The 11,050-nt window shown below is 66.4% G+C and carries 10 protein-coding genes; 8 read left to right on the plus strand and 2 right to left on the minus strand.

Annotated features, from left to right (window positions below):
• Positions 1-63 precede the first annotated feature (63 nt).
• The 8 genes from DT070_RS20060 to DT070_RS20095 all read left to right on the plus strand — a co-directional run bounded on the left by DT070_RS20060 (position 64) and on the right by DT070_RS20095 (position 7,376).
• Positions 64-1,311 carry a L,D-transpeptidase family protein gene (locus DT070_RS20060; protein ID WP_122956987.1) on the plus strand — a complete coding sequence of 416 codons (1,248 nt, stop codon included), beginning with the start codon at positions 64-66 and terminating at the stop codon, positions 1,309-1,311.
• A complete protein-coding gene (locus tag DT070_RS20065) occupies positions 1,311-2,006 on the plus strand; it encodes a peptidylprolyl isomerase (protein ID WP_122956988.1) in 696 nt (231 codons plus the stop codon). Before DT070_RS20060 ends, DT070_RS20065 begins: the two co-directional genes overlap by 1 nt.
• Before the next feature lie 34 nt (positions 2,007-2,040).
• Entirely contained in the window at positions 2,041-2,550 is a 510-nt protein-coding gene (locus DT070_RS20070) for a peptidylprolyl isomerase (protein WP_122956989.1), read from the plus strand.
• 35 nt (positions 2,551-2,585) lie between these two features.
• A complete protein-coding gene (locus DT070_RS20075; RefSeq protein WP_122956990.1) occupies positions 2,586-3,362 on the plus strand; it encodes a UDP-2,3-diacylglucosamine diphosphatase in 777 nt (258 codons plus the stop codon).
• A 102-nt stretch (positions 3,363-3,464) separates the two neighbouring features.
• On the plus strand, positions 3,465-4,235 hold the full coding sequence (locus DT070_RS20080; protein WP_122956991.1) for a zinc-dependent peptidase: 771 nt from the start codon (positions 3,465-3,467) through the stop codon (positions 4,233-4,235).
• A 266-nt stretch (positions 4,236-4,501) separates the two neighbouring features.
• Positions 4,502-5,431, plus strand: a complete 930-nt coding sequence (locus DT070_RS20085; protein WP_122956992.1) for a hypothetical protein — start codon at positions 4,502-4,504, stop codon at positions 5,429-5,431.
• A 152-nt stretch (positions 5,432-5,583) separates the two neighbouring features.
• On the plus strand, positions 5,584-6,177 hold the full coding sequence (locus DT070_RS20090; protein ID WP_164483786.1) for a sigma-70 family RNA polymerase sigma factor: 594 nt from the start codon (positions 5,584-5,586) through the stop codon (positions 6,175-6,177).
• Positions 6,174-7,376, plus strand: coding sequence for an ankyrin repeat domain-containing protein (locus DT070_RS20095; RefSeq protein ID WP_122956993.1), 1,203 nt, complete (start codon positions 6,174-6,176; stop codon positions 7,374-7,376). The genes DT070_RS20090 and DT070_RS20095 overlap by 4 nt, the downstream gene beginning before the upstream one ends.
• 103 nt (positions 7,377-7,479) lie before the next feature.
• Here the strand turns inward: DT070_RS20095 and DT070_RS20100 are convergent, their stop codons facing one another.
• Together DT070_RS20100 and DT070_RS20105 are read right to left on the minus strand one after the other, a co-directional pair.
• A complete protein-coding gene (locus tag DT070_RS20100) occupies positions 7,480-8,157 on the minus strand; it encodes a hemolysin III family protein (RefSeq protein WP_228778635.1) in 678 nt (225 codons plus the stop codon).
• Positions 8,154-10,988, minus strand: a complete 2,835-nt coding sequence (locus DT070_RS20105) for a DUF349 domain-containing protein (RefSeq protein ID WP_122956994.1) — start codon at positions 10,986-10,988, stop codon at positions 8,154-8,156. Before DT070_RS20105 ends, DT070_RS20100 begins: the two co-directional genes overlap by 4 nt.
• Positions 10,989-11,050 lie beyond the last annotated feature (62 nt).

The raw sequence follows: 11,050 nt of genomic DNA on the forward strand, positions 1-11,050 counted from the left end.
CAAGTGTTCCGTTCCAGCCTGTCTTTGTCCGTAGTAGCCGGCCGATTTTCCGTGGAAACCCGCATGAAAAAGGCGGTCTCAACGTTTTGCTTGATGGCGCCATGCCTGCTGCTGGCGCTTTCGCCTGCGCACGCTGAAAAACGCGCCCGCACAGCGTCGAACAAGGAAGCCGCGCGCCCGCCCGCCCAGCGCGAAGCGCGCGACGGCGAAGCCGAAGCCCGCCTCATTGACATCTACAAACTGATCGGCCAGGCCAGGCCGCGCGAGGCGCTGCAAAAGGCCGAGGGCCTCGTCAAGGACCACCCCAACTTCCAGCTGGCGCAACTCGTCTATGGCGACTTGCTGTCGGGCTTTGCACGCCCTGTGCGCACGATGGGCGATATCCCTCCAGACACGGCCTCCAGGGCCGCGGCGCCCTTGCTGGCCGAACTGCGGCAGGAGTCCCAGCTGCGCCTGCGCGCGCTGCGCGAACGCCCGGCGCCCGGCACGGTTCCCTCGCAGTTCCTGGCGCTGTCGCCGCGCAACAAGCATGCGATTGCGATCGACGCTTCCCGCTCGCGCCTGTACCTGTTTGAAAACACCGCCACCGGCCTCAAGCTGGTGGCCGACTACTACATCTCGGTCGGCAAGTCGGGTATCGAAAAATCCGTCGAAGGCGACCTGCGCACGCCGGTCGGTGTGTACTTCATCACCAGCAACCTGAACCCCAAGTCGCTGCGCGACTTCTACGGCTCGGGGGCCCTGCCCATCAACTACCCCAACCAGCTCGATGTCAAACGCGGCAAGACCGGCGGCGGCATCTGGCTGCACGGCACGCCGCCGGCGCAGTTCTCGCGGGCGCCGCTGTCCACCGACGGTTGCGTGGTGCTGGCCAACCCCGACCTCGAACGCATCATCCGCACGGTCGAGGTGCGCAGCACACCCGTGGTCATCGCGCACAGCCTCAAGTGGGTGGCGCCGCAGTCGCTCAGCGCCGACAGCAAGTCTTTCGAGAACGTGCTGCAAAGCTGGCACAGCGCCAAAACCAGCGGCGACATGGCCAAACTCACCGCCTGGTACGCACCCGACTTCACCAGCTACGGCAAGACCCTGGCCGAATGGACGCCGGCCCTGCAAACCGAGCTCAAGCAGCTGGGCGGGCGCGACATCCAGCTCAAGGATGTGTCTTACCTGCGCTGGACCGACAGCACCGACACGATGGTGGTAACCTTTGGCGAGCTGGTCAAAGGCGCCAAGACCGGCCGCACCAAGCGCCAATACTGGGTCCGTCAGGGCAGCCAGTGGAAAATTTTCTTCGAAGGAACCATTTGATGGCAGTTCATCCCGCCTTTTTGCCCTTGCGCCGCGCCTTGCTGGCCGCCGCTGCGGCAGGCCTGGCTCTTGCAGCCGGCCCTGCACTCTCGCAAACAGCACCCAAGGTGAAGTTCGTCACCAGCGAAGGGGACTTCGTGGTCGAGGTCTACCCCGACAAAGCCCCCAAGACCGTCGAAAACTTCCTGCAGTACGTCAAGGACAAACACTACGACGGCACGATTTTTCACCGCGTGATCAGCAACTTCATGGTGCAGGGCGGCGGCTACGACGCCACCTACGCCGAGAAAAAAACCCGCCCGCCCGTTGCCCATGAAGGCCGTGAAGCACTTGCCAAAGGCGGCCCCAAAAACGTCGTCGGCACCCTGGCCATGGCGCGCACCAACGACCCCAATTCCGCCTCGTCGCAGTTCTTCATCAACGTGAAGGACAACGACTTCCTGAACCCCACCATCATCCCGCCGGGCGACCCGGTACCCAGGTTTGAATACCAGGGCCGCGTGTATGAAAACACCCCGCGCGCCCAGCTCGTCAATGCACCCCAGCTCTACGGCTACACCGTGTTCGGCAAGGTCGTGAGCGGCATGGACGTCATCAACAAGATCAAGGGCGTGCCGACCGGCGCCGGCGGCCCCTTCCCGACGGACGTCCCCAAGACGCCCGTCCTCATCAAATCAGCAACCCTCGTCAATTAAGTCCATTGCTTGACCCACTCTTCAGGACCCCATCATGAGCAACCCCAAAGTCGAACTGCACATTGCCGAATACGGCGTCATCACCCTCGAGCTGGACGCCGCCAAGGCGCCCAAGACCGTCGCCAACTTCCTGAACTACGTCAACAAGGGCCACTACGCCAACACCGTGTTTCACCGCGTGATCCCCGGCTTCATGGTGCAGGGCGGCGGCTTTGAACCCGGCATGAAACAAAAGCCCACCGACGGCGAGATCGAGAACGAGGCCAACAATGGCCTGAAGAACGACAACTACACCGTGGCCATGGCGCGCACCAATGCACCGCACTCGGCCAGCTCGCAGTTCTTCATCAACGTGGCCGACAACGGCTTCCTGAACCACACCGCACCCAACGCATCGGGCTGGGGTTATGCCGTGTTCGGCAAGGTCGTCGCCGGCACGAATGTGGTCGACAAGATCAAGGCCGTCAAGACGGGCCGCAAGGGCTTTCATGACGACGTGCCGATGGAAGACGTGATCATCCAGAAAGCCGTTGCGCTGGCCTGAAGCAGCCGGTGAACACCCCACAGGCCGTACCCGGGATGGCGGAGCTTGTAGCGCCGCCGTCCTGGCGTACGGTCGATTTCATTTCGGACCTGCATTTGCAGGCCTCGGACCCGGCCACCTTTGCGGCCTGGCAGCACTACCTTGAAAGCACACCCGCCGACGCGGTCTTCATCCTGGGCGACCTGTTTGAAGTCTGGGTGGGCGACGACGCGATCGAGGGCGACCTGGATTCGCCCTCCGCCGGCTTTGACGCGCGTTGCGCGCAGGTGATGGGTGAGGCCGCCGGCCGGCTGGCGCTCTTTTTCATGCATGGCAACCGCGACTTCCTGGTCGGCCAGGGCTTGATGGACCTGTGCAACGCCACCTTGCTGGCAGACCCGGCCGTGCTGGTGTTTCCCGCGGGTACGGGCCGTCGCTGGCTGCTGTCGCACGGCGACGCGCTGTGCCTGGACGATGTCGACTACATGCAATTTCGCAGCCAGGTGCGCACCGATGAATGGCAGCGCGCCTTTCTCGCCAGGCCGCTGGCCGAGCGCCAGGGCATCGCCCGCGGGCTGCGCGCGCAAAGCGAAGCACGCAAGAAGTCGGGCGTGCAGTACGCCGATGTCGACACCGATGCGGCCCGCCAGTGGCTGCAGGCCGCAGGGTCGCACACACTGATCCACGGCCACACGCACAAGCCGGCCGTGCACGATCTGGGCGGCGGCTACTCGCGCGTGGTGCTCAGCGACTGGGACCTGGCCGCGCCGGCCCCGCGCGCCGAAGTGCTGCGCTTGACTTCAGCCGGGCTGCAGCGCATAACGCTCGCCTGATCTATCCTCGAGGCCGCGCTTTTCATTTTTCTTTCCACCCCTGCCTTTTACTTTCACCCTCGCAGCCCCACCTTTTTTGCTCCTGACTTCAATCGACACCCCATGCTGAACTGGTTACGAACGCTTGGCGGCTCCAAGGGCCCCACCAAAACCATTCCGGACACGCTGTGGATGGACACGCTGCTGCGCTTCCCCTTTCTGGCGCGCCGCCCGGTGGCCGAACTGCAGGAACTGCACGCGCTGGCCGGCAAGTTCCTCAAGCAAAAAGAATTCAGCGGCGCACGCGGCCTGAAGGTCACCGACGAAATGGCCGTGGCCATTGCCGCGCAAGCCTGCCTGCCGGTGCTGCACCTGGGCCTGCGCTGGTACGACGACTTCAAGGGCATCGTGGTGCACCCGGGCGCCATGCTCGCGCGCCGCGAGGTCACCGACCACGCGGGCGTGGTGCACTACTACAGCGAGGCGCTGCTCGGTGAAGCCATGCAGGGCGGCCCCGTCACCCTGAGCTGGCAGGACGTGGCCGACGCCGGCAACTCGGCCGAGCAGGGGCACAACGTGGTGATCCACGAGTTCGTCCACAAAATCGACATGCGCGACGGCGCGGCGGACGGCTGCCCGCCCCTGCCCACGCGCAGCGCCCATGCCTCCTGGCATTCGGTGATGCAGCCGGCCTACGACGAGTTTTGCGAAAAAGTCGCGATGGCCAAGCGCTTCGGCGCCGAGCCGCCCTGGCTGGACGACTACGCCGCCAAATCCCCGGGCGAGTTCTTCGCCGTGACCTGCGAGGCCTACTTCGTCAACCGCGAGCGCTTCACGCTGGACTTTGCGCCCTTGACGGTGCTGTTCGACAAATTTTTTATCCCCGGCAAATAAGGCCGGCCGGCTGCGCCGCGGCCGGCGCGCAGAAGCCTGGATTTCAAGCCAAATCGTGCTCCAGCCCATACGGCGCCTGGGCTACTCGCTCCTGAATTGATAGCAAATCACCCGCACCGGGCTTCGCCGTGCCTGTGGGGCCAGGCCTGCTTTGGGCTGGTTTGGGGCGTTCCGGGTTTTCTTTAGCCACTTCTTTAGCCCTTCTTTAACCCCATTTCCGGCGCCGCCTCGTTTCAACCAGCTCCACCACTTTTCTGGAGCTTCCCGTGAAACCCCAACTTCTTGCCTCCTGCGCCCTGCTCGCCCTGTCTGCCTGGGTTTTGCCGGCGCATGCCGTCGGCAGCCTGGCCGACATCACCGTGATAGACCGCAATACCGGCGCGACGCTGCCGGTCTATTCCCACGGCGGTGAGTACTGGGTGGCGGGCCAGGCTGGCGCCAAATACGCGATTGCCGTGTACAACAAGTCCACAGAACGCGTGCTGGCCGTGACCGCCGTTGACGGCGTGAACGTGGTGAGCGGCCAGACCGCCGCCTGGAACCAGGCCGGCTATGTGTTTGCATCCGGGCAGCAATACCGGCTGACGGGCTGGCGCAAAAGCAGCAGCGAAGTCGCCGCGTTTGAGTTTTCCGCGCTGGGAGATTCCTACGCCGCCCGCACCGGCCGGCCTGCCAACGTGGGCGTGATCGGTGTGGCGCTTTTCAGGGAACAGCAGCCCGAGCCGGTGGTGCAGGCGCCAGCAGTGCAGCCGCCGGTGGTACAAAAGCCTATGGACCCTGCCCGCTTTGACCGCCCGGGTGAGGTGCCCGAGTGGTACCGCCGAAGCCTCTCGCGGCCGCCGGCCTCGCGCCAGGCTTCACCGGAAGCGCCCGTCGCGGGCCAGGCGGAGCAGGCCGACCGCGTCGGCAATGCCGCAGAGGCCTCCGCCGCCGAAAGCCGGCCCCCGGCAGTTCCGCTACCTGCCGCCAAACTGGGCACGGGCCACGGCGCCCGCGAAAACTCCGCCGCATCGCAGACCACTTTTGTGCGCCGGCAAGTCCAGCCCGACGAGGTCATCCGCATCCGCTACGACAGCCGCGAGAACCTGATTGCCAGCGGCGTGATCCCCCAGCCGGCTGCGGCGGCGCCGGTGGCGCCCGTTCCCAACGCCTTTCCAGACTCCCGCGGCTTCTCGTATGTCCCTGACCCAAATTGAGCCCCCACGGTCGCTCACTGCGTGTAGCTCCCTGCCCCCCGGGGGGGCCGCCCGCCTGTGGCCCGGCAAAGCCGGTTCCACGGCTCATGCTGGGTTGAAGAGGTTTGGCGATGGCTCTGTATATGGCTTTCTGCGCCGTGATAATGTGGCCCATGCCCATCGACCCAGCAACGCAAGAAGAAAGCGACGAATCGCTGATGCTGCGCTACGCGGGCGGCGACATCAGGGCTTTCGATGTGCTGTATGCGCGTCACGAGCTGGGGGTGTGGCGTTATGTGTTTCGCAGCGTGCGGGTCCAGGCCGTGGCCGATGACCTGCTGCAGGACGTGTGGTTTTCGGTGGCGCGCAGTGCGCCCACCTACGCCGTGTCGGCGCGCTTCAAGACCTGGCTCTTCACCATCGCGCACAACCGGCTGGTCGACCACTTCCGCACGGCAAAGCAGCACGTGAGCATCGACAGGCACGAGGGTGACGACGACGAAGGCGGCAGCCTCGCCGACACGCTGGCGGCCGACTCGGGTTTTGGCCCGGTGCGGCAGCTGGAGTCGCGCGAGCAGGCCGCGGCCCTGATTGCCGCGGTGGAGCGGCTGCCGCTGGAGCAGCGTGAGGCCTTCCTGCTGCAGGCCGAGGCGGGCCTGAGCGTAGAGGGTATCGCCGAGGCCACCGGTGTGACGTTTGAAACCGCCAAGAGCCGCCTGCGCTACGCGCGAAACAGCCTGCGCCAGCAGCTACAGGAGTTTGCATGACAGAGCCCGACCACAGCCCGCCCGGCGACGAGCTGACAGCGCGCTACCGCGAGGCGAGCGCCGGGGACACACGCCGGCCCGGCGCGCATGTGCAGGCTGCCGTGCGCGCCCATGCACAAATGATGATTGACGCCCGGGCGCAAGGCGCGGCCCCGCAGGTCAAGGCAACGTCATCTGCCGCCAACCAGTCGCGCTGGAAGATTTCCGCCCTGGCCAGCGTGGCGCTGGTGGGCCTGACGGGTTTGCTGGTGCTGCAATTCGACCGCGGCAGCGACGAAGAAAAAGACCTGGCATTTGGCCAGCCCAGCGCGAGTGCGCCGCCTTCCGCACCGGCACCGGCACCGGCACCGGCACCGACACCGACACCGACACCGACACCTGCACCTGCACCTGCACCTGCACCTGCACCTGCACCTGCACCTGCACCTGCACCTGCACCTGCACCTGCAGCAGCGCCAGCACCTGCGCCCGACCCGGTAACCACCACACCGCAAGCACCCAAAACACCACCTGCACCCCAGGCGCCGCAAGGGGAGGCCAAACCCAAAGCGGCAGGCAATGACTCGCCATGGGTGCCCGAGCCGCCCGCAAAGCCCGCCGCCAAAGCCGGGGCAGACAGCGCGCGAACCCTGGGCGGCGCAGCGCCCCCGCCTGCTGCCGCCGCCGCGCCCGCCCCCTCCCCCCGCGCCATGACGCAAGACAACGCCGGCTTCACCGCTTCCCCTCGCATGGCCGATGCGCCCGCAGCCCCCATGGCACGGGGCGAAGCGCCCGTTTCGCGCTCCGCACCCGCAGCCGCACCCGCAGCCGCGCCTGCACCCGCCATGGCCGCCCCTGCTGCAGCCGCTGCGGCGGCAGAACAAAGACAGGAAAAATCCGCCGCCCCCGCGCGCGCCCTGCGCGCCGAACCGGCCAGCGCACTGGGCCTTGCCGGCCCCCTGCTGCAAGCGGCCCGCAATGCCGACCTGCCGCAACTCGATCGGCTGCTGCAGCAAGGCGCGCCGCTCAATGCGGCCGACGCGGCCGGGCGCACGCCACTGATCCTGGCGGTCATGCAAGGGCACACGGCCGTGGTGCAGCGCCTGCTGGCGGCGGGCGCCAACACGGCGCTGATCGACAAGGATGGATTGAACGCCCTGCAGCATGCACGGCGGCTGGGCTTTGACGGGATTGCCCGCCTGATTGAAGCGGCGCGTTGAGTTGGCGCCGGCCGCCATGCGCCGGCACACTATTCAATAAAACAGGCTGCAGCCCAATGACTGCCTCGGGTAACCGCTACTTTTTTGATAGCAAATGCCGGCGTTAACTGGCGTAGTACAACACCGCCACAAAATGGCAAACCGTGCCGGCCGCCACAAACAAATGCCACACAAAGTGACCGTAACGCAGCCGTGAATCGGTGGCAAAAAAGCCCACGCCCAGCGTGTAAAAAAGCCCGCCGGCCACCAGCCAGAACAAGCCCCAGTCCGGGATCAATTCCAGCATCGGCTTGATAGCGATCAGCGCAATCCAGCCCATCGCCACATAGAGGGCCGTCGACACACGCGGGTAGCGTATGCCCGCCACGGCCTTCACCGCCACGCCGGCCAGCGCCATCGTCCACACCAGCGCAAACAGCGTCCAGCCCCAGGGCCCGCGCAGCGCGCCCAGCGTGAAGGGCGTGTAGGTGCCGGCAATCAGCAGATAGATGGCACCGTGGTCCAGGATCTGGAAAATACCTTTGGCACGTGCCGCGCGCACCGCCGGCAGCGCGTGGTACAGCGTCGAGGTGAAGTACAGCAGCACCATGGTGGCGGCAAACACGCAGGCGGCGGCGATGTCGATGGCATCGCCGTTGCGCACGCTGGCGATTACCAGGAAAGGCGCGGCAATGACAGCGGCCAGCAAGGCCACGCCATGACTAACGCTGTTGGCGATTTCCTCGCCCAGCGTCTGCTGGCGGTCCGGCGCCACCACCGCAGCGGCGGCGACTTCGCTCATCGTTTGAGCAGCGCCTTCAGCACGTTCTGCACGCGCCGCGCCTTGGCGGGGTCAAAGTCGGCGGCCAGCACCTGGGCGGCGTCTTCGCCCCAGGTCTCGGCCGGTGCGGGCGCGTTGCGTTTGGTGAGCAGCTGCAGTTGCAGCATGCGGCGTTCGCTGATGTGCTCGGCCGGCGTGGGCAGCTCGGCCGCGATTTCCAGGCGCAGCAGCGCTTCGGAGGCGTCCTTGCCCGACGGCGTGCCGACGGCCTGCACCCAGCGGTTGCGCACCGCGGGCGAGACCACCTTGCCGAGATCCTGCGCGCTTGGCAGCTGTGCCGGGTCGCGTTTTTCCCAGGCGGTGAGCAGATTCGTCAGCACCTCGCCGTGCGCCTGCATGGCGAGCTTTTTCAGGGCATTGTTGGCCGCCTCAAAGGCTTCACGCTGGGCGCGGAAAGCCGCGTCGCCCAGGCGTGGGCCGCGCTCTTCAAAGGCAGGGCGTGCGTTGCGGTCGCCACGGTCAGCGCCGCGCGGGCCGCGGTCGTCACGGCCTTCACGGTAAGGTTCGAACTTGTTGTCGGTGCTCTGGCGCGCACCGCCTGGCTTGCTGCCGGGGCGTGCGTCCTTGCGGTCGCCGAATTTGCCGCCGCGTCCAGGCGCCACAGGCTCGGCCTTCTTCATGCCGGGGCGGTCGTCGCCGCGCCGTGCGATGACGGGCTTGGGTGCGGGTTTCGGTGCGGGTGCGGGCTCAGCCGGTGCGCTGGCGGGCTCGCTGGCTTCGGCGAATTCCGCAGCGGCAGCATCGGCCGCCGCATCGGCGGGCGTTGCATCTGCTATGGTTTCTGTAGCGGACTGTCCAGTATCTGCGCTGGCTGCAGCCTCATTTTCTTTAGAAACGGGTGCGGCATTCGCATCGGCCAATGCAGCCTCGACGGATGGCGCAGCGGGTGCGGCAGCCGGTGCAGGCACGGGCACCTGGCCGCGCACGATGGCTTCCAGCGCCTTGGCGGCGGCGTGAATTTTCTGCACATCGCCGCTGGCGGTAGCGGCTTCAACTGCTTTGGAGGCCTCGAGCACCATGCGGTCGTATTCGCCCAAAGCGGCCGCGGCTTTTTCGCGCTCGGCCGTCTTGCGCTGGAAGGCGTCGTCGATGGGTTTGCGGAAGGCGTCCCACATCTTTTGCTCTTGCTTGCGCTCGATCGGCACGCCCTGCGCCTCATGCTGCCAGCGCTGCTGCAGCGACTTGACGGCGTCGATGCGCAGTTGCGGCTCGGCGCCCAGCACCACGGCCTCTTCAATCATGGCCTTGCGGCGTGCGATGCTTTCGGTGCGCGCGGCGGTCAGCGCGGCGTCGGCCGTCTCCATGGCGGCTTTCCACTGGGGCTGGATTTCGGCAAACGCCTTTTCACCCAGGTGGCCGGCGTCGCGCCATTTTTCGACAAAGCCGTTGAGGCTGCGGATGTGGTGCTTCCAGTCGGTGTTGCCCTTGTTGGCTTCAGCCCAGGCCAGCACTTCGTCGATCAGCAGCTTGCGCTCGGCCTTGACGGTTTCGCTTTGCTCCTTGACCTTCTCGAGCCAGGCTTCGACGACCTTGTGCGCTTCGTTGCAGGCGTCGTCAAAACGCTTCCACAGCGCGTGGTTGGGCGTGCCGCCCTGGTCGCTGGTCTTCCACTGCTCGCGCATGGCGCGCAGGGCTTCTTGCTGCTTGCGGCCGCCCAGCGGCTTGGCCACCAGGGCCTCGGCTTTGACGACCAGCTCTTCGCGGATCTGGTCGGCGCGCCAGCGCTGCCAGCCTTCGAGTTCACCGGCGGCCGTCAAGGCGGCGTGCGCAGCGGCTTCAAGTTTGCTGTCGATGTTGCGGATGTTCTCTTTCAGGGCCTGGCGCAGGTCAGCAGCGACCTTGGGCGTGGACTTGCCATGGCCTTCGCCGACTTCATGCTCCAGGCGCGCGAGTGCTTCCTGCACGATGGCGGTCGATTTTTCGCGCATGTCTTTGAGCACGGCCGGATCGATCTTGGCCTTGGGCGCACGTGCGGGCTGATCGCCTGCGGCGGGCGGCAGGCCGCGGGCAGCGCGCAGCTCGTCGGCCCACACGGGCACGGCGGGCAGAGGTGCGGCGGTATCTTCAGCAGCCTTTTGGGCCTGCGCGAGTGCGCCCTGGAAGGCGTCCCACACAGCCAGCAACTGCGCGCGCGATGCGTCGAGCAGCGGCGGGAACTTGGCATCCACGCTGGCCCAATTGGCGTCATGCGTGATTTCGTCGGCCTGCGACTGCCAGTGCGTGACATCACCGCGCAGGGATTCGAGGGCGGCTTCGGCGTCGCGCCAGGGCTTGAGGGACAGCACTTCGGTGCGCTGGGCCAGCAGCACGGCGGCCTCGCGCTGCACCTGGGTGCGGTGCTGCAGGTCTTCAATCGTCTTGACGCGGTCGGCCAGCTGGACCTTCAGGCCGGCCAGCGGCTCTTTGGACAGCGGCGCGCCGGCCTTGGCGGCATCACGCTGCCAGGCCAGGGCGTCGGCAAGGTTGAGCTTGGGCACGGCCAGCAGCGCCTGGGCTTTGTCGGCCCACTCGGCGGCCACGGCTTCCTGGCCCTTGCTGCGTTTGATCTCGTCGAGCTTTTCTTTCAGCGGCTTGGCGGCGCCCTTGTCGCGGTTGGCCAGGTCCTTGTAGACCTCGGCCATCTGCTCGGCCGAAGGCTCGGTGGCCAGCCAGGTGCGGATGCGCGCGGTGCGCTCGCCCGAGGTCGGCGCGGAAAACGCGCCGCCGGTCAGGCCGTCCAGCGGATGGGCTTCTGCCTGCTTGGTGGTGGGCGTTTTCACGGCGGGGGTTTCGGGTTTGGAAGATTTAAACATGGGAGCGCAAGGTCAAAAAATAAGTGCCGCCAGCCGCAAGGCTCCCCGGGAAATGGGGGACT

This window comes from Polaromonas sp. SP1 (assembly GCF_003711205.1).
Lineage (GTDB): Bacteria > Pseudomonadota > Gammaproteobacteria > Burkholderiales > Burkholderiaceae_C > Polaromonas.

Excerpts from the sequence above, each read along its gene's own strand:
- DT070_RS20060 (WP_122956987.1), top strand. The coding sequence starts at position 64 with ATGAAAAAGGCGGTCTCAACGTTTTGCTTGATGGCGCCATGCCTGCTG.
- DT070_RS20065 (WP_122956988.1), top strand. The coding sequence starts at position 1,311 with ATGGCAGTTCATCCCGCCTTTTTGCCCTTGCGCCGCGCCTTGCTGGCC.
- DT070_RS20075 (WP_122956990.1), top strand. The coding sequence starts at position 2,586 with ATGGCGGAGCTTGTAGCGCCGCCGTCCTGGCGTACGGTCGATTTCATT.
- DT070_RS20095 (WP_122956993.1), top strand. The coding sequence starts at position 6,174 with ATGACAGAGCCCGACCACAGCCCGCCCGGCGACGAGCTGACAGCGCGC.
- DT070_RS20105 (WP_122956994.1), bottom strand. The coding sequence starts at position 10,988 with ATGTTTAAATCTTCCAAACCCGAAACCCCCGCCGTGAAAACGCCCACC.
- DT070_RS20080 (WP_122956991.1), top strand. The coding sequence starts at position 3,465 with ATGCTGAACTGGTTACGAACGCTTGGCGGCTCCAAGGGCCCCACCAAA.
- DT070_RS20090 (WP_164483786.1), top strand. The coding sequence starts at position 5,584 with ATGCCCATCGACCCAGCAACGCAAGAAGAAAGCGACGAATCGCTGATG.
- DT070_RS20100 (WP_228778635.1), bottom strand. The coding sequence starts at position 8,157 with ATGAGCGAAGTCGCCGCCGCTGCGGTGGTGGCGCCGGACCGCCAGCAG.
- DT070_RS20070 (WP_122956989.1), top strand. The coding sequence starts at position 2,041 with ATGAGCAACCCCAAAGTCGAACTGCACATTGCCGAATACGGCGTCATC.